Below are 18,333 nucleotides of genomic sequence, written 5' to 3' on the forward strand. Positions count from 1 at the left end.
ACCGGCCACGTCCGACAGCAGCAGCCTCCCCGAGGAGCAGCGCGTGTCAGAGCCATTCCGTACCGCCCTGCACCATCTCGCGGCGTCGGTCGCCGCCCGGTCCGCCGCGCAACTACCCCGGGACGCCCGGCTGGTGCACCGCCGCGACGAACGTGAACAACTCCTCGCCGGCAGCTTCGTCGACAGCCTCACCGGGCTGGCGCCGGCCCGCCGGGTCGGCCCGCTGCGTACCCCCGGCGGCGTCGACGTCTGGTACGAGGCGTTCGTCGCCGCCCGCCGGCTGCAGGTGCGCGAGGCCGGTGCCACCGCACCCGCGTTCGTGGTAACCCAGGCCCGGCCGCCGGTCGTGGGGCGGACCGGCACCGTCGTGGAGATCGAAGCCGGCACCGTCTGGATCCGGGGCGACCTGTTCGGCGGCCTGCCGGCCGGCGCGTACGCCGGCCTGCGGGTCACCGGCGGGACCCTGACGCTGGGCACCGCGACGGTGCACGGCGACGTCATCGAGGTGCCGGCGCCACTGAGCGCCGTGCTACGGCTCGACCCGGCCCCTGACCCGCCGCCGACCGGTGCGGCGGACGGCTGCCGCGGCGCCGAGGCCGGCACCGCGCTGCCCGCGTCGGTGACCTTCCGGTTTCGGGCCGGCGCGGTCGAGATCGTCGGCGACCCCGGTGCGGCCAAGGCCTGGCGGCAGGAGTTCCGGTTCGGTCCGGCCACCGGGCGCACCACGTTCGTCGAGCGGCTCTGGACCCTGGTGCTCGGCTACGTCGTCGAGCCGACCACGGTGGACGGTACGCCGATTGGTGCCGACCCGGCCGGCGACCCGTTGATCGGCGTCACCGGCACCGGCACGGTCCGCGACGCCGGGCTCGGCCTGCCGGTGGTGGCTGCCACCGACCCGGCGATCCTCGGCGAGGCGTCGACCGCGGCGACCTGGCTGCTGCAGGTCACCGGGCTGGCTGCCCGCTGGTACGCCCCGGACCTGCGCGAGCACCCGCTGGGCGACGCGTGGATCGTGATCGCCGCGTCCGGCGCGACGGTGCTCGCCGACCCGGTCGCCCCGTTGGCGCCGCCGGTCGCCCATGACATCCAGTTGTGGGCGATCGCCGGCGGCGGCGGGCACCGGCTGCCCTGGCGACAGCGCTACGCCGCACCGTTCTGGCTGTTCTACCGCTGCGACGCCGTCGACGGTGAATACCTGATGGTCACCGGGCACAGCGAGGTGGCCCTGGACCGGCCGGTGACCACCGCCGGGCAGCCGGTGCCGACCCTGACCGACGCCGGCACCCTGCTGCTGCACCGCCACGGCGGCGGGACCACCGCCCTGCTCGGCGCGGCGATCCCGGCCAACGCCCGACGCCACCATCAGTTCGCGTTGCGCAACGTGCTGCTGTGGACGACCGTACCGGCGTTCGTCTACGTCCGGGGAGCCCTCGCGGGGCCGGCCGGGCCGAGCGCCGACGGGCCGCTGCTGATCGACACCGGCAGCGCCCAACTGGCGTTCGGCCTGCACGGCTGGGCACCGACGCTGCCCGACCCGTACGTGTCCAACGGCGCCCTGACCGCGCCCCGGATCGGCCGGGAACCGCCACCGGCGGCGCTGGTCTGCCGGATCGACTGGACCACGCCGGACGACGTGACCGTGGCCTTCGACGGTCCACTCGGACCGGCGGTGGCCGTCACCGGCCGCCCGGCCTCACCGGGCACACCGCAGCCGCCGCCGAAATCCTCCGGTCCCGATATCGGGCCCAGCCAGGTCGAGCAGGGCAGCGTCGGTCTGGACAAGTCGACCGGTGCGCAGTGGGACGCCGCCCGCCGGCTGGAGCTCGAACTGCGCGGCCAGCGGATCCAGGCCGCCGCCCGGTCCGACGCCACCTCCACCTCGATGGTCGACGGCTACCTGGCCGAAGTGGTCGGACGGGTGCCGAACCTGCTGCTGCTGGACGTCTCCACCAACCAGGACCTGCTCGGCGTCGGGCTCGGCGTCGGTCCGAACCACCCCGACACCCACTACACCGTCGCCGGCCTGGCCAGCCAGGCCGAGGTCGGTGCGCTACGGGTGACGGCACTGCCCCAGGTGCAGTGGGAACCGGTCCGCACCCTGGACACCGACCAGGACATCATGACCCTCGGCTGGTTCCCCACCCCGCTCGCCTCGGCCACCGACGGTGGGGCCACCTCACTCGGCGCCCGGTCGCAGCGGCTCGTCCCGGTGGTGCCCGCCGACGCGGTCGACGGCACCCTGGACGCCTTCGGCGACGGTACGCCGGTCGGGGTGCGCACCACGTTCCCGTTCGGCCTGATCGCGGCGGTGCTGGTGCAGCCGCACGGCAGTGGGCCGCGCCCGGCCGACCTGCTCGGGCTGACCCGCCCCGAGTTCGGTGACGCCCGGGGCGGCATCCAGATCACCGCGCGGGCCGAAGGCGGCCGGCCCGACGGCGGCGGTGTGTCGGCGACCTTCGCCGGCCGGATGCGACAGCTGATCAACGGCGTGGACCTGCCCAGCGGTGCCCCGCTGGGGCTGTCGGTGCTCGGTGCCACCGCCGACCCGGGCGGCAGCGTCGAGACCGTCTTCAACACCGACATGGCCACCGACCCCCGGGTGCCGGTGACCCGGATCGACCTGTCCGGCTACGGCGGTTCGAACTTCAGCGACTGGAACAACCCGTTCGCCGCGTTCGCCGAGGCCGCCAAGGTGCAGTTCCGGGTGATGATCGGCCGGACCGCGCTGGAGGTCGTCAAGGTCAACAGCGTGCTGCACCCGTGGGGCATCCGGGTGACCCGCTCGGTCACCGTGGAACGCCGCCCCGGCGGCGGGGTGATCCGCCGCGACAGCGGCTGGCAGCCGTTCACCCCCGGCCTGTTCGACTACCGCTACCGCGACGCGGGGGCGGTCACCGTCGCCCCGTACACCTTCGACGCCGGAGTGTTCCGGGGCCTGTTCGGGGTGCGCAACATCCGACCGGCACCGGGTGCCGAGTTCGGCCACGGCGGCGCGCGGCTGGTGCCGTACCACTTCGACGCGGACCTCGCCCTCGACGGCGCCGCCACGACGACGCCGGCGCTCGGGGTGCTCGGCTGGCTGCAGGTCGCGCCCAGCGGGGTACCGGCCGGGCCGGACGCGCTGCGGGCACTGATCGAGGCGCAGGGGCCGGTCGGCGGGCCGGTCGACACCGTAGTCGACGTCGGCGGCAGCGGCCTGCCGATGCGCGCCCAACGGATCGAGGTCGGCCTCGCCGACGACGCCGGCACCCCGGTGTTCGTGGCGACCCTGCGCGGCACCCCGCAGCTGCCGACGACCGGCTCCTGGTCGATGGCGGTCCGCCCGGTCGCCACCGCGCCGCCCGGCGGCGGCGAGGCGACCGGAGTCGCCGACACCCGGGGTACGCCGTTGATCCGCCGCTACCCGGTCGCCTACCCGGCCAACGAGACGCCGATCGGCGTACCGCCACTGGCCGGCACACCGGGGGAGTACCGGTTCGCCGACGCCGCCGACCTGCTGTGCCCGACCGACCCGGCCACCGAGTACGCCTTCGTGCAGTCGACCCCGACCCACGCGTTCCTGTTCCCCCGCCCGGTGGTGCCGGCACCCGGGGTGCCGCGCATCGAGTCGCGGCACCGGCCCGCGCTGGCCGACATCCTGGCCCGGTCGACCTCCAAGGGGGCGTTCCCGCCGCCGCCGAACACCCTGGAGACCGCCCCCGGCACACTGCACCTGGACGTCGGACCGGCCGGCACCCTGGCGTTCAGCAACCCGTTGACCTTCACCAACCCGCCGACCGCGCTGCAACTGGCCGGCACCCCCGGACACGGCTCGGCGCTGCGCTACGACGGCGCGACGCTGCGGCTGGAGGTCACCGGGGACCGCTGGTCGGCCGACTTCACCGGGCTGCGGATCTGGACCGACGTGGCCGGCCTGGCCGAACTGACCGGATCCGAGCTGCACATCGTCGGCGGCACCGACCAGCGGCCGCAGGTCGCCCAGCTGCGGTCGCTGCTGCTCGCCGAGATCGAACAGATCCTGCAGTACCTGCCGTTCGTCGCCGACCGGGGGGTGCAGGGCCCGATCGACCTGGCGGCGGCCAACGCCAAGCACGAGCTGAAGTTCGAGACGAAGCTGAAGGTCGACCTGCCGGACACGATCGTCCCGCTCGGCGACTACTTCAAGCTCAGCCTGGCGGTGGCGCTCAGCGCCGGGGTCAGCCTCACCGACGGCAAGGCCAAGGGGGCGGCCAGCCTCGGGATCGGCCTCGAAGGCAAGATCCCGGTGCTGTCGGTCGGCGTCGCGAAGGTCTTCATCATCGTCTCCGGCAGCATCACCTTCTCCATCGCCCTCGTCTCCGGCACGGTCACCAGCGAGAAGCTCGAACTGGTCGCGTTCGCTGGCGTCGGGGTGCAGGGCCAGATCGGCCCGTTCAAGGCGTACGCGTTCCTCGGCATCGGCTTCGTGCTCGTCTACGACGCGATCGCCGGCCAGACCAAGTACGGCGGACTTGTCGCGCTGGAAGCCGGGGTGGACCTCAAGGTCGTCAAGGTCAAGATCAGGGCCGAGCTCAAGGGCCTGGTGTACGACGACGCCGGCACCACCAAGTGCGACTACTCCGGCTCCGTGAAGATCCAGGTCGATCTCTTCCTGATCATCTCCATCAGCGCGTCCTACCAGGTCACCGAGACCGCGACCCTGTGAGCCAAGGGTCGGGTCGGCGAAGGAGTCGGACAATGGCAACCCCGCACAAACTCACCCTGGTGCCGTACCTGCGGCGCTGGGACCACACCGGCCGCACCCTCACCGTACGGCTGCTGGTCGCCCCGGCCACCGACCCGCTCGCGCCTCTGCTGCCCGCCCCGGCCGGGGTGCCGGCCTTCGCCGACGCCCACCTCGCCTTCGCCGTGTCCATCTCGGACACCGTCGGGGCGCTGCCGCAGCGGGACCGGGTCGACCAGACCGTCGCGCTGCCCACCGCACCGGCGACCCGGCACGCCCCGCACGCCCGGGACATCTTCACCGCCATCGGCGCCGCGCTGGAGATCCCGGCCGGACCGGCCGGTGACACGTTCACCCCGCAGGGCCGCGACACCACCCGGCAACTGCGCAAGTACCTGCCGGGCAGCTACCGCCGGTCGTTCGGGTTCGTCCGCCCACGTACCCCGCTCGCCGTCACCGACGCCAGCTACCACTGCCTGATGAAGTGCCCGCCGGACGCGGCACCGCCGGCACCGCCGATGGTGATCGGCTGGGGCGAGGCGATCGCCTACGCGCTGCGCCGCCCCCGGCTCGCCGAAGCCCTCGGCCTGGTCGTCACCCTCGACGTACCGGTCGATGCCGATCCGCGACTGGCCGCCGGCGGCTGGCTCTGGGTCGACCTGGCCGACCACAGCGACTACGCCGACGCCGTCACCGCCGACCCGACGCTGCTGCGCGCCTTCGCCACCCGGGTACCGCCGCTGCCGGCCGACGGCACCCGGCCGATCTTCACCCCGGTGACGTTCCCGGTCAGCGCCGACGCCACCGAGTCCGCCACCCTCGGCAACTACGACAAGGTCTTCGCCGAGGCGCTGCGCTTCGACGACGGCTTCGCCAAGATCGTGCACGCCCGGCAGCCGGTCAGCGCCGACCTGCTCGACGAATCCGGCGACGGCGCGCCGATCGCCCGCGACGAAGGCGTCCAGCTCGGCTGGGACGACGAGGACATCCTCGAAGGCCAGAACCGGGCACTCGGCGCCCCACCCGACGGCGAGGACCCGGTGCTCGCCCCCCGGGGCGTGCTCGGCTACCGGGTCGACGTACGCCCGGCCGGCGGCACCGACTGGACGTCGCTGTCGTTCGTCGACGCGCCGCTGACCATCGGCGTCGATCTCGGGACGGCCCGCGAGGAACGCTGGAGCGAGGTCGCCCCGGCCGAACACAGCGGCCAACTGTGGCTGCCCGCCTGGTTCGTCCGCTGGCGCGGCGGTTCCCTCGTCGTCGACACCGACGACGAGCAGCGCCTGATGGAGGTGACACCCGGCCCGCCGGGGGAGGCGGTGCCGGTCGACGCCGACACCGTGACGCCGCGCTACGGCCAGTCGTACGAGTTCCGGGTCCGCCTCGCCGACACCACCGGTGGCGGACCGCCGGTCGACGCCGCGCCGAGCGGCGTCGGTGAGGCCCCGACCGCGCTGCTGCACCTGCGGCGGCACCGGCCGCCGGCCCGGCTCAGCTACGACCCGTACGCCCCGGAACCGGACGGGACCCTCGCGGCGCTGCGGGTGCACCGCCCGCGTCTGGGCTACCCCGAAGCGGTGTACGCCGCCGGCCCGGCGGCCCGCGCCGACCTGCTCGCCCAGATCGCCGCCAACGACGCCGCCCCGCCGGAGGCGGTGACCGTGCCCGGCATCGCCGACCCGGACGCCGTACTGCTGCAGGTGCGAGTGCTGCTGAAAGCGCCGGCCTTCGACCCGGCCGCCGACGCCGACGGGTACGCCGAGTGGTACACCACCACCCGGCTGTTCCCCGACGACCCGGCGTCGGCGTACGACCTCGAACTTTCCTGGGTGGACGCCGGCGACTACCGGTCGGTCGACGTCACCGACCAGCTCGGCCCGGACGGGCTGGTCGACGGCCCGGTCACCGTGGTCACCGCGCGGGACCTGCGGCTGGAGGTCCGTGCCCTGGGCCGCGACGGCCTCGGCTACTTCGGCAGTGACGCCGCCCGGCACGGACCGGTCGACCGGATCGACCTGCACGGGCTGGCCGACCCGGCGGCCGACGCCGACCTGCTGCGCCCGCTGCCGTCGGCGGACACCCTGCGCTCGGTGTTCCTGCGCCCCGACCCGGCCGGTGCCCCGCCGGCGGCCCACGCCGTCGCCGCCCAGGCCGCCCCGACCCCGGCCCTGCTCGGCCGGCTGGCCGGCGCGCTCGGCCTGGTCGCCGACGGCCCGACCCTGCTCGGCGTGCCGGGGGAGCGGGTGGTGTTCGGCTGCGCCGGGCTCGGCCACCACCTCGCCCCCGACGGTGGCAGCGTCGAGTTCACCGACCCGACCGCACTCGCCGGGCAGTGGCTCAACGCGGTGACCCTGGTGATCGACCGGGACTGGACCTGGCGCGGTGCCGGCTCGCCGACGGTGACCCTGACCCGCACCGTACGGCTGCCGGACGTCCCCGGTTTTCCGGACCAGGTCACCGAGGTCGGCGTGCTCGAACTGGTCGGATCGGTGAACGTGCAGGCCACCCGGGGCACGCCCGACCGGGGCCACGTACGGATGATCTTCCTGGACGCGTTGGCCGCACCGCCGGGCCCCGACGGGCTGCCGTACGAGCCGCAGGTCGAGTACCAGCTGGCGGTGCGCCTGGAAACCGGCGACGTGGTGCGACAGGCGATCTCGTCGACCCTGCCGATCGTCACCCCGCCCCGGCAGGTGCCCCGGGTCGTCGCCGCCGGTGTCGCCCTCACCCCGTACGGTACCGACGCGGCGTACGCGACGACCACGCCCCGGATCCGGCGGCTGTGGCTGGAGTTCGCCGAGCCGCTGGCCGACCCGCGCGACGCCTACTTCGTCCGGCCGCTGACCGTCACTCCGGACCCGATGCTGCTGCCCGGCACCGAACCGGTGGCCGACCCGGCCACCGTGCCGACGCTGCCGCTGGACCCGGAGACCGTCCGGGTGATCACCCCGGGCCAGGTCCAGGACCTCGCCGGGTACGCGACCATGCAGCGGATGGAGCCGGCCGCCGACAGCGACCGGCACTTCCTGGTGCCGTTGCCGCCGAACACCGACCCCGGCTCGCCGGAGCTGTTCTCGTTCTACACCTACGAGATCCGGGTCGGTCACGACCGTGGGCCGGCCGACGATCCACTCTGGTCCACCGCGCAGGGCCGGTACGGCGAACCGCTGACGCTGGAAGGCGTGGCTCACCCGGCACCGGAGCTGGCGGCCACGGTGCTCGCCGAGCCGGACGGGGCGGTCCGGGTGCGGGCCCCGTACGCCACCCCGTACGTCGGACTGCGCCGGGCGCTGCCGTCACCGCCGAACACCCGGCTGTGGGCGGTGCTGTACGCACGGGTGGTGCAGGCCGACGCGAGCACCCGGCGCAACGTGCAGATCGGCCTGCGCCAGCTGACGATCCCGCGACGCCGGGTCGAGCTCCGCTCGGTGCCGCTGCCGGTGGAGGGGGAGACCGCCTGGTCCGGCGCGGAGGTGCGGGCCGCGTTGGCAGCCGCCGGGCTGCCGGCCGGGCTGCCGGTCAGCACCCTCGTCGTCGAGGTGCTGCCGGAGCCGAACGGCAGTTTCGCCGACCCGCTCGGCGGTGACCTCGGCCAGGTGCGGATTCTGCGGACGTCGCCGCTGTCCGCCGTCGAGCGTGACTGCTGCGTGTCCTGACCCCGTCGACCCCGCTGACCCCGTCGACCCCGTCGACCCCGCCGGCCGGTGGTCGGCGGTCGGGCGGATGGTCGTGGTGGTCGGCGGCGGGTAGGTCGCGGAGTTCCCGGGCCGGGGCGGTCGTCGGCGTCGACCGCCCCGGCCCGGGAACTCCGCTGGCTCATCGGGTCAGCTGGCCGGCCGGCCAGCTGACCCGGGGGTCAGCTGGCGGTGCAGGTGACGTTGCCCGGTGGCGGACCGCTGCTGCCGCCGGTCGACGCGATGAAGCCGGCGGTGGTGGACGACCCGGGTGCCAGCTGCCCGTTGTAGCTGGCATTGGCCACCGTCACCTGGGTGCCCTGCTGACTGAACGTGCCGCTCCAGCCCTGCGTCACCGTCTGCCCGGCGGGCAGGCTGAAGGTCACCCGCCAGCCGTCGATGGTCGCCGCGGTGCCGTTGGTGACCGTCAGCCGCCCTTCGTAGCCGCCCTGCCAGATGGCCGGGACCGTCACGGCGGCGGTGCAGGACGTTCCCGGATCGCCGGGCGTCGGGGGTGCGGTGGTCGGGGGTGCGGTGGTCGGGGGTGCGGTGGTCGGCGGCGTGGTCGTGGGTGGTGCCGTGGTCGGCGGCGGGGTGCCGCCGGTGGAGAACTGCCACCAGTCGGCGTTGAGCAGATACCCGCTGCCTCCGGTGAACCGCAGGTACAGGTCCTGGGTGCCGGTGGCACCGGTGACCGGGCAGCTGACCGTGGTCCAGGTCTGCCAGCCGCCGGTGCCGGGCACGGCGCAGGTGCCGACCCGGGTGCCGGTCGGGCCGCCCAGGCGAAGTTCGATGCTCCCGCCGCTGGAGCCGGAGGCGACCCGCGCCGTGAACGTGCTCGCCCCGGTGCCGAAGGCGACGCCCTTCACCTTGATGTAGTCGCCGTTCTCGAGCCAGCCGACGTTCATGGTGCCCTCGCTGGACGGCTCCGTCTCGATCCCGGCCGACCAGGCGACGGTCTCGGCCTCCTGCCGGACGTACGGGTTCAGGGTGCCGATCTGGGGAGCGCCGGCGGTCGTCATGTTCATCGTCGGGATCGTGCCGTCGGCACGGTAGCTGAACTTCTCCACCGCGACGGACCGGGTAAATCCGCCGCCGCCGGGCAGCGCCCGGTTGTGGTAGAAGAAGTACGACCCACCGGCGAAGTCGACGACACCGGGATGGTTGGTGAAGCTGGCGCCCTGCCGGGGCATGACCGTCCCCCGGTAGGTCCACGGGCCGGTCGGCCCTGGGGCCGTCGAGTAGCCGATGAACTCGGAGCAGCATTCGGCGGCGAAGACGTTGTAGTAGATCCCGTTGCGTTTGTAGACCCAGGGGCCCTCTTCGTACAGCGTTGGTCGGTCCGGATTGCCGGTACGGGTGCCGAAACCGGCCGTGGTCAACGGGATCCGGGTGGGGCTGCCCGAATACGAGATCATGTCGGCGTTGAGCCGGATGTACCACAGGTTGGGGTTTCCCCAGTAGAGGTAGGCCTGCCCGTCGTCGTCGATGAAGGCGTGCGGGTCGATCTCGCCGTTGGCCACCAACGGTCGGCCGAGGGCGTCGCGGAACGGGCCGGTCGGGCTGTCCGCGACCGCCACCCCGATGGCCATCGAGTTGGTCGCCCTGGCCTTCACCGGTACGTACCAGTAGAACTTGCCGTTGCGTTCGATGACGTGCCCGGCCCAGGCATCGGTGCTGGCCCAGCTGAACGTGGTCAGGCTCAGCGGCGAGCCGTGGTGGGTCCAGTTGACCATGTCCGCGGAGGAGAACAGTTGCCAGTCGCGCATCGTGAAATACGTCGAGCCGTCCTCATCGTGGCTGGTGTACAGGTAGACCCGATTGTCGGCCCGGGCCGGCGTGGCGACGAGGAACGTCGCCAGGCACAGCAGGCTCGTGACGACACCGACGGCACGGTTGCGTCTCGTGATAGTCACCGGGACTCCTTGGTGGAGCGTCGATGTGGGCGCGGAGATCGACCGGTACGACTGCCGGCGGACGGTGCCGGCCGTCGGGACCACTACCTGGTCGTATCGACAGGGGTGCCCGGACGCCATCGGGCGATGCCGTCGACGCGTACGGTCCGTCGGTCGTGACCGCGGTGCGTCGAAGCGTGCCCTCGCTCCCGCAGCCGAGGATAGCTGTTATCGATAACATCAGCAATCCATCGACGATGACCTGTCTTCTGTTGGAGTCGACGCGGCGCTGCGGGTGGGCTGTGGAAGGGGCTGGTCGGCCGGTACGAATTACCGATGTTTTCGCTAACACGGCACCGGGCCGGCGGTCGTGTCGGGTGGGTGCGGACGCACGACAAGGGCGCCCGCTCCGGGGTCGGGGCGGGCGTTCGGGTGGCTCGGGGAGCTACCGCAGCGAGTGCAGCAAGCGTGTCCACTGTGGGTGGCCGAACCGCAGGGTCGCCGTGCGGCTCTTCGAGTCACGGACGTACACCAGGCGACCGTCGTGCGCGACCTCGACACACGCGTCACTGCCGCTGTAGGTGCTCGTCCGCCAGTTGACTGGTTGCGGTGTGCCTGCCACGGTCTCTCCCGACTTGTCGCGAGGGATCGACCCGCCGTGTGTGGGTGTCGACCCACGCATCATGATCCGGGTCGCCTGATGTGCTTGAGCCGCTCGGCATCGAGCAACCAAAGTATAGGCAGTCGCGTATATGTGTGCCATCGGGCACATCGAGATCAACTGGCGAATCGCGATTGATTGCGCGTCATGTCCAATTTGCAGGGGCTGAAAATGCTAACATCAGCTCCGCCTGGCTGCTGTTCGGCCGCGCTTGTGGTCCACCGCGACGCTGTTTGACCGGATCATGTGCAGGGTGAGGAGGGTGCCGGTGGCCGGTGACGACCCACGGATCGGTTCCGGTGCCGATGTCGGCCCATCGGCCGGTGCCGGCGATGGCGCTACGGTGGTGCCATCGCGACGCAGACTGTTGACCTACGCGGCCGTCGCGGCGCCACTGGTGGTCGGCCTCGCCGCCGCCGCCGGAGCCGGTGCCCGACTGATCGACGGGCGGGCCGAGTGGCCGGCGCAACTAGTGGTCGCCGGCGTACTGGTGATCGCCGCTGGTGGCGTGCTTCACCGCCTGGCCGTCCGCGCGGGGCGCGGTGGACCGTCGTGACAGTCGCCCGGCGACGGCCGGCAGCACCCGACTGGCAGTCGGCCACAGTCGCGCGCTGAAGTAGACGGCGACCAGCGTCACGGCGGTCCACGCCCACCGGGCGGGATGCAGCTGGAGATAGAGCACCACGGTCAACAGGCTCGTCATGGGCGTCGCGGTGAGCGCCACCGGCTGCCACTGCACGCGCCGGCGAAGCGCCGTGGGCAGGCCACGTACCGCAGCCCACGACGCCCGGCCAGCGTGCGTGCCCGGAACCAGGCCGGCAACGGTCGACGGTTCCATCTGCTCATCCGCCGGGCGTGAGGACGTCATCCGCGTTCCCCTTAGTCGACCTGGTCGCACCCGGTGCCACCAGTTGTCAGTTGTCGGCTGTCGGTGTCAGTTTCCGATTGCGCTGCATCTCTGCGATGAGCTCATCCATGACCTCGTTCAGCCGAGCCTTCGGCGTGGCGAGATCCTCGATCTGGAAATACTTCTCGATGTAGACCGCAGCGGATTCACCGCTGAGTGTCTGCGCGGTGGCCGACTCGAGGTAGACCAGGTCGTCGTCGGCGGGGTCGGGGAAGTCGAGAATCGAGAACGGGCCCTGCATCCCAGGGTGCTCACCGGCGCTGAACCGCACGATCTGGATCGAGATGTTCGGCTGCGCGTTGAGGTCCTTGAGCTTCTGCAGTTGCCGGACCATTACGCTCGGCTTGCCGACCGCCCGGCGGACCGCGGCCTCGTCCATCAGGCAGGAGATCTCCGGCGGGTCGTCACGGGTCAGCAACTCCTGGCGTTCCATCCGGGCCTGGAGGATTCGATCGACGTCCCGGTCCGACCGCGACGGCGGGGAGTAGGCCCGGATGATCGCGCGGGCGTACTCCTCGGTCTGCAGCAGGCCGGGGATCAGCAGCGGCTCGAACTGGCGGATCCGGGACGCGGAGCTCTCGTAGCCGAGGTAGAGCATCAGTGCGGGGCTCAGTACGTCCCGGTACGACGACCAGGTCTGGTGCTTGGCGGTGCGGGCCATCCCGACGAGTTGCTCGACGAGGTCGGGATCGGTCACCTCGTAGTGGGCGAGCAGGGCGCGCAGGTCGCTGACCGCGATGCTCGACTCACCGGTCTCGATCCGGATGAGCTTCGACGTCGACCAGTCCAGCTCCCTGGCCACGTCCTTCTGGGTCAACTGCCGAGTCTGCCGGAAGTCGCGCAGCTGGATCCGCAAGCGGCGACGCTGCACCTCGGGATCAGCACTCTTGATCATCGCGGTTCCCCTAAGATCAACTAATGTGTGATGTAGCACCAGGTTAGCTGTCCCATCACCGGATCGCACTCAGCGACATGGTGGAGCATGGCGTCTCCTGACGCCGGCACGCGCAGGAAAAGCGTCTCTTTACGCTCAAATCAGGGCACGAACAGCCGCCGACCCATCACATCGCTCTGCACTATCTGAGAATCTGCGACATCGCAGAAGACTCGCTCGTCTTCGGAGACATTGCCGAAGGTGGCGTACGGTCGTTACCGTTGGCCTATGAGCCGGCAGCATGACGTCACCGTGGACCCGCCGCATGGCGCTGTCGCGGACCAGCCGCAGCCGGTCGGGCAGGACAGCGGCAACCTCGGTCGGAAGCTCGTGGTGCTCGCGGTCGGCGGGATGCTGGTCGGCCTGGCCATCACCGTCGCGGTCGACCGGGAGCAACCAACCGCCAGCTCATCCTGGGTCAGCACGATCCTGCTGCTCCTGGCGGTGGTCATCGCCGCCGGCGCCGGATCGTTGATCACCCGCACGGTGGCGGTCACCGGCCAACGGGCCCAGCGGGCAGCGGTCGAGCTCGGACAGGCCTCGCACACCCTGGACGACGCCCGGCGGGAGGTCGAGGCGGCCACGGTCGACGGTGCCGCCCCGACGGTCCAGGCCGAGGTGGACGCCGTCGCCCGCCGACTCGACGGCCTGAACGAGGAGCTCACCGCCCTGCGCCGATCGGGTAACCGCACCGCCTGGGCGACCTTCCTGCTCGGCACCCTGCTCGGCGTGGTCACCCAGGTCACGCTCGGTTGACCGCCGACCGGCTCACGCCCAGGCCCGGCTGACCGGCTCAGTCCCAGGCCCGGCCCAGGGCACGCAGTTGGTCGGCGTACTCGATGCGGTCCGACCACGACGACGGCCAGGCCGCCATGCCGTACGCGGCACCGACGAACGCCCCGGCCAGACAGGCGATCGAATCCGAGTCCCCGGTGGTCGCCGCGCCCCGGGCCAGCGCCCCCACCGGGTCGTCGGCGTGCCACAGGGCGCACAGCAGCCCGGTGGCCAGCGCCTCCTCGGCGATCCAGCCCTCCCCGGTCAGCCGGCAGGCGTCACCGCCGTCGTCCCCGGCGGCGAGCGCCGCGTCGAGCCGGTCCAGTGCTGCCAGGCACTCGTCCCAGCCCCGTGAGATGAACCCGGTCGGACTGTCCACGCCGGGCCGCTGCCACAACGGGCCGAGCCAGTCGACCCGGTAGACCTCCCGCTGCCGGTGACAGTGCTCCCGCAGCGCCGCCGGCAGGTCGGCCAACGGCGTACCGGTGCGAAGCAGCCGGACCGCGACGGCGGTCAACTCACTGGCGGCCAACGCGGTCGGATGCCCGTGGGTCAACCCGGCCTGCAGTTGGGCCAGCCCGGCAACGGTGTCGTCGTCGTAGCCGGCGACCAGGCCGACCGGGGCGACCCGCATGTTCGCCCCGCAGCCCTTCGAACCGGCGACGGTCGCCTGCTGCCACGGCACCCCGGTGGACAGTTCGCCACAGGCCCGCAGGCAGGTCATCCCCGGCGCCCGGTCGTTGTCCGGGCTGGCCGCCCAGGCCAGGAACCGGTCCCTCAGCAGCGGCTCGACCACCTGCGGCGTCGCCGTCGGGGCGTCGTGCAACGCCCAGCCGACCGCCAGCGTCATCTGGGTGTCGTCGGTGACCAGCGCCGGCTCGCCGACCAGCTCGCGCGGGCCGGTCGGGCCGTACCGCTGGCGGATCTCGGCGGCCTGCATGAACTCGGTCGGCTTGCCGAGCGCATCACCGTACGCCAGCCCGAACAGACACCCCGACGCCCGGTCCGCCGTCGCCACACCACTCACCGCGCTACCTCCCCCGCCCCGACCGCCGGCAGCCTAACCGGCAGGGTCAACACCGGCACCGGCCGCAGCGAGGTCGACGACGGTGCCGGCCGTGACGGTGCCGGCCGCGAGCAGATGTGCGCTGGCGGCGAGCAGCGCCGGCTCGTGACCGTAGATCCGGGCGAGGGCGAGCGCGTGGTCGAACACCACGTCCGCGTCCGGAGCGTCGGCCGATGCCTCGGCCGCCGTCCATCCGGGGCCTTCGATCCCCTGTACGGTGACCCGCGTCAGGCCGGCGGCCTGCAGCTCGCCGGTCAACTCCTCGACCCGGTGGAAGTAGGCGACGGTGAATCCGATCCCGGGGTCGTTGCGCCCGTCGGCGGCCAGCGCCCGCGCCTCAGCTGCCATCGTGTCGCTCCACCGGCGGGTGGCGGCGAAGTGCAGTGGTCCGGCGAACCGGGAGATCGCAGCGGCCACCACCAGGCCTCCGGGTCGGGTGACCCGCACCGCCTCGGCCAACGCGGTCCGCCGGTCCGCCGGCTCCGGCAGGTGGTACAGCGGCCCGAGCAGCAGCGTCACGTCGTACGCGTCGTCCGGCTCGGGCAGCGCGCGGGCGTCGGCGACCGCGGCGTCGATCGCAGGCCGGCCGGCGCGGGCCTGCGCGACGTGCGCCGGGACCAGGTCCAGCAGCCGGACCCGGTGACCGGCGGTGACCAGCCGGCGGGCGTACGCACCGTCGGCACCGCCGACGTCGAGGATCCGGGCCGGAGCCGCCGGCAGCAGTTCGTCGAGCAGTTCGCAGGTGCGCCGCCACTCCAGGCGGTTGCACGGGCGCGACCGCAGCCGCTGGTCCTCCCGGTACCGGAACGTGTAGTAGTCGACGATGGTCGCCGTCGATGCGTTGTCGGCCATCGACTCATCATCGGCGAGTGCCGGCGCACCGGCGACGTAATATCCCGCCGGCACCTGCCGCCCGTGGAGGTCAGCCGTGGGTGATCTTGGCATCCTCGTGGACGTGGATGCCGGCGGCGAACTCGACGATCTCGGCCTCGGTCCAGTTCAACCCGTCCCAGAACTGGACGGTCAGGTAGCGATCCGGATCCACCTCGACGAAGAGGGTGCCGGGATGGGTGGTGTCGCGCATCGTCGCCAGAATCCCCGGTCGACCGGCCACCTGCACCTGGCTGCTCACCACGTCGGTCGGCACGAACTCCTGCAGCCAGAGGCAGATCTTCCCGACACAGCTGCGGACATTCTGGTCCGCCGCGTCGGTACTGGCCAGGACCACTGTCCATTCGTCCTGGCCCTGCACCTGCCAGCCGTCCGGCACCCGGTCGAGGGTGAAGCCACTCGGCTGCTCGCCGGTGTAGGCGACGAGCTGGGTGATCGCGCCAGCGCCGGTGCTGACGCGACCGGGATCGCCTCCGGGACCGTCGCCGGGCCGGTCGAGAACGGCTGCCGGCAGGGCCAACGCGGCGGTGAGCACCGCGGCCACGGCGACCGCGGAGCCGGTGACCAGTTGAGCGGTACGGCGACGGCGCAGCGCGCGTCGCCCTCGGGCAAGGTCGGCGTCGAGCATGGTCGGCGTCGGCGGGGCGACCGGCCCGGCGATCGCCTGGAGACGGGAGTGCAGGTCAGTCATTGGTCGAACACCTCTCAGAAGGCCGCAGGCAGGCTGGTGGTGGGGGAGGAGAGCCGGTGGCCGTCGGCGCTGCCGAGTGCGGCGCGCAGCCGGTCCAGTCCACGGGCGGTCTGGCTCTTGACCGTGCCCTGCGAGCAACCGAGCGCCTCGGCGGTCTCGGCCACGTCGAGATCGTGGAAGTAGCGGAAGACGATCGCGGCGCGCATCCGTGGCGGCAGCGCGCGCAGCGCACCGCGCAGCCGCTCGTCGGGGCCGCCGTCGCCCACCGGTGAGTACGCGTGTTCGGGCAGGTCGGGTGTTGTTCTCTCGCGGCGCCGCCAGGGTCGTCGCCACTCGTCGCGCAGGGTGTTGACCAGTGTCCGGTAGACGTACCCACCGGGGTTGCCGGATCGTCGGAAGGCCGGCCACGACACGTACAGCTTGGTCAGTGCCGACTGGACCAGATCCTCGGCGAGATGCGGGTCGCCAGCGGTCAACAGCGTCGCGGTCCGGACCAGATCGGTACGCCGGGCCAGGACGAAGTCCCGGAACTGCTCGTCACGCTCGCTGCTCAAGAGGGTCTCCTTCCGCCGTGACACCCTAGTGACGGAACCGGCCGCCGAGAGGTTGCACGGGCGAGCCGGGTGGCCGTACGAGGTTGCACGGGCGGGCCGGGTGGCCGCCGCAAGGTTCCGGAACTCTTCCGGAACCTTGACCGACATCGACCGGGCCACGTGATCGCCCAGCCGAGGTGGAGGCTGCTGCCCGTCGGATCGCCCGCCGGTACTGGACAGTGGGAACGCCTCGCTCACGCAGGGTCTGTCGGTCGACGGTGTTTCCGTAATGTTTCCGAAAGTCGTTGACGAGTCGGTCGATGGACCAATACTCTCGGCCATCGACAGTACTCAATCACTGTCGATGCCACCCCACGGCGATCCACTCCGACCGGTCGGGCAGCACGACCGGTCCCCTCACCACCACCGCGTGGTGCGACGCCGATGACCGGGGCCGTCACCTGGCCGCGGGGAGCTGTCGGGTCGTACCGCATCGCTGGCCTCCTGCCAGCCGTCACGAGAAGGACGCGACTACATGAACGACATCCCCACCACCCGGAGGCGCCGCGGTCGTCTGCGGCTGCTCCTCGGTGCCGCCTGCGCCGCGGCGCTGGTCGCCGGCGGTCTGGTGATCGCCCCCAGCGCGCACGCCGAGGCCGACCGGTACCTCAGCTCGAACCAGACCGGCACGCACAACGGATACTTCTTCTCGTTCTGGAAGGACAGCGGCAACGCCAGCATGACGCTGCGCGAGAACGGCCGCTACTCCAGCTCGTGGGACCGCAGCACCAACAACTGGGTCGGCGGCAAGGGCTGGGCCACCGGTACCCGCCGGACGATCAGCTACTCGGGCAGCTACAACCCGGGCAACAACAACACCTACCTCGCCCTGTACGGGTGGACGCGTAACCAGCTCATCGAGTACTACGTGGTCGAGAACTTCGGCAGCTACAACCCGAGCAGCGGCGCCACCCGGATGGGTTCGGTCACCACCGACGGCGGCACCTACGACATCCTGCGCAGCCAGCGGGTCAACGCGCCGTCGATCGACGGCACCCAGACGTTCTACCAGTACTGGAGCGTCCGGCAGCAGAAGCGCACCGGCGGCACCATCACCACCGCGAACCACTTCGACGCCTGGGCGCGTGCCGGCATGCAGCTCGGCTCCAACCACAGCTACCAGGTGATGGCGACCGAGGGCTACCAGAGCCAGGGCAGCTCCGACATCACCGTCTGGGAAGGCGGCACCGGCAACCCCGGTCCCAGCCCCACCGGCAACCCGGGGAACCCTGGCAACCCGGGTAACCCGGGTCAGAGCAACTGCACCGCCGTTCTGTCGGCCGGTCAGCAGTTCGGCGACCGGTTCAACCTCAACGTCTCGGTCCAGAATGTCAGCAACTGGACGGTCACCCTCAGCCTGCACGGCGGCCAGAGCCTGCAGAACAGCTGGAACGCTGCGGTCAGCGGCACTACCGGAAACATCACCGCCAGGCCGAACGGCAGCGGTAACAACTTCGGTGTGACGATCATGCACGGGGGCAACTGGACGTGGCCTACGGTCACCTGTCGAACATGATGACCCTGACCGACTGAGGAACGAGACAT

Annotated in this window: 12 protein-coding genes; 4 read left to right on the top strand and 8 right to left on the bottom strand. The window is 72.0% G+C overall.

Annotated features, from left to right (window positions below):
- Positions 1-43 precede the first annotated feature (43 nt).
- Both O7608_RS10735 and O7608_RS10740 read left to right on the top strand, forming a co-directional pair.
- The gene (locus O7608_RS10735) at positions 44-4,684 is read left to right on the top strand and encodes a hypothetical protein (RefSeq protein WP_289209805.1); all 4,641 of its coding nucleotides are present in this window, start codon (positions 44-46) and stop codon (positions 4,682-4,684) included.
- 32 nt (positions 4,685-4,716) lie between these two features.
- On the top strand, positions 4,717-8,358 hold the full coding sequence (locus tag O7608_RS10740) for a hypothetical protein (protein WP_289209806.1): 3,642 nt from the start codon (positions 4,717-4,719) through the stop codon (positions 8,356-8,358).
- Positions 8,359-8,558: 200 nt separating this feature from the next.
- Here O7608_RS10740 and O7608_RS10745 read toward each other — a convergent pair whose 3' ends face one another.
- The 4 genes from O7608_RS10745 to O7608_RS10760 all read right to left on the bottom strand — a co-directional run bounded on the left by O7608_RS10745 (position 8,559) and on the right by O7608_RS10760 (position 12,734).
- Positions 8,559-10,286 carry a family 43 glycosylhydrolase gene (locus O7608_RS10745; RefSeq protein ID WP_502959210.1) on the bottom strand — a complete coding sequence of 576 codons (1,728 nt, stop codon included), beginning with the start codon at positions 10,284-10,286 and terminating at the stop codon, positions 8,559-8,561.
- A gap of 430 nt (positions 10,287-10,716) precedes the next feature.
- The gene (locus O7608_RS10750; RefSeq protein ID WP_353850559.1) at positions 10,717-11,043 is read right to left on the bottom strand and encodes a DUF397 domain-containing protein; all 327 of its coding nucleotides are present in this window, start codon (positions 11,041-11,043) and stop codon (positions 10,717-10,719) included.
- Positions 11,044-11,401: 358 nt separating this feature from the next.
- Positions 11,402-11,800, bottom strand: coding sequence for a hypothetical protein (locus tag O7608_RS10755; protein WP_289209808.1), 399 nt, complete (start codon positions 11,798-11,800; stop codon positions 11,402-11,404).
- Positions 11,801-11,846: 46 nt separating this feature from the next.
- Entirely contained in the window at positions 11,847-12,734 is an 888-nt protein-coding gene (locus O7608_RS10760; RefSeq protein ID WP_289209809.1) for a helix-turn-helix domain-containing protein, read from the bottom strand.
- Between the two features lie 267 nt (positions 12,735-13,001).
- On the opposite strand from O7608_RS10760, the gene O7608_RS10765 reads away from it, so the two are divergent.
- Positions 13,002-13,529, top strand: a complete 528-nt coding sequence (locus tag O7608_RS10765) for a hypothetical protein (RefSeq protein ID WP_289209810.1) — start codon at positions 13,002-13,004, stop codon at positions 13,527-13,529.
- A gap of 37 nt (positions 13,530-13,566) precedes the next feature.
- Here O7608_RS10765 and O7608_RS10770 read toward each other — a convergent pair whose 3' ends face one another.
- The 4 genes from O7608_RS10770 to O7608_RS10785 form a co-directional block, all read right to left on the bottom strand.
- A complete protein-coding gene (locus O7608_RS10770; protein ID WP_289209811.1) occupies positions 13,567-14,574 on the bottom strand; it encodes an ADP-ribosylglycohydrolase family protein in 1,008 nt (335 codons plus the stop codon).
- 33 nt (positions 14,575-14,607) lie between these two features.
- A complete protein-coding gene (locus O7608_RS10775; protein WP_289209812.1) occupies positions 14,608-15,465 on the bottom strand; it encodes a class I SAM-dependent methyltransferase in 858 nt (285 codons plus the stop codon).
- Between the two features lie 70 nt (positions 15,466-15,535).
- Entirely contained in the window at positions 15,536-16,195 is a 660-nt protein-coding gene (locus tag O7608_RS10780) for a hypothetical protein (protein WP_289209813.1), read from the bottom strand.
- A gap of 14 nt (positions 16,196-16,209) precedes the next feature.
- Positions 16,210-16,749, bottom strand: coding sequence for a SigE family RNA polymerase sigma factor (locus O7608_RS10785; protein ID WP_289209814.1), 540 nt, complete (start codon positions 16,747-16,749; stop codon positions 16,210-16,212).
- Between the two features lie 514 nt (positions 16,750-17,263).
- On the opposite strand from O7608_RS10785, the gene O7608_RS10790 reads away from it, so the two are divergent.
- On the top strand, positions 17,264-18,304 hold the full coding sequence (locus O7608_RS10790) for a glycoside hydrolase family 11 protein (RefSeq protein WP_289209815.1): 1,041 nt from the start codon (positions 17,264-17,266) through the stop codon (positions 18,302-18,304).
- Positions 18,305-18,333 lie beyond the last annotated feature (29 nt).

The sequence above is a fragment of the Solwaraspora sp. WMMA2056 genome (assembly GCF_030345095.1).
Lineage (GTDB): Bacteria > Actinomycetota > Actinomycetes > Mycobacteriales > Micromonosporaceae > Micromonospora_E.

Excerpts from the sequence above, each read along its gene's own strand:
- O7608_RS10740 (WP_289209806.1), top strand. The coding sequence starts at position 4,717 with ATGGCAACCCCGCACAAACTCACCCTGGTGCCGTACCTGCGGCGCTGG.
- O7608_RS10750 (WP_353850559.1), bottom strand. The coding sequence starts at position 11,043 with ATGTGCCCGATGGCACACATATACGCGACTGCCTATACTTTGGTTGCT.
- O7608_RS10755 (WP_289209808.1), bottom strand. The coding sequence starts at position 11,800 with ATGACGTCCTCACGCCCGGCGGATGAGCAGATGGAACCGTCGACCGTT.
- O7608_RS10760 (WP_289209809.1), bottom strand. The coding sequence starts at position 12,734 with ATGATCAAGAGTGCTGATCCCGAGGTGCAGCGTCGCCGCTTGCGGATC.
- O7608_RS10765 (WP_289209810.1), top strand. The coding sequence starts at position 13,002 with ATGAGCCGGCAGCATGACGTCACCGTGGACCCGCCGCATGGCGCTGTC.
- O7608_RS10775 (WP_289209812.1), bottom strand. The coding sequence starts at position 15,465 with ATGGCCGACAACGCATCGACGGCGACCATCGTCGACTACTACACGTTC.
- O7608_RS10780 (WP_289209813.1), bottom strand. The coding sequence starts at position 16,195 with ATGACTGACCTGCACTCCCGTCTCCAGGCGATCGCCGGGCCGGTCGCC.
- O7608_RS10790 (WP_289209815.1), top strand. The coding sequence starts at position 17,264 with ATGAACGACATCCCCACCACCCGGAGGCGCCGCGGTCGTCTGCGGCTG.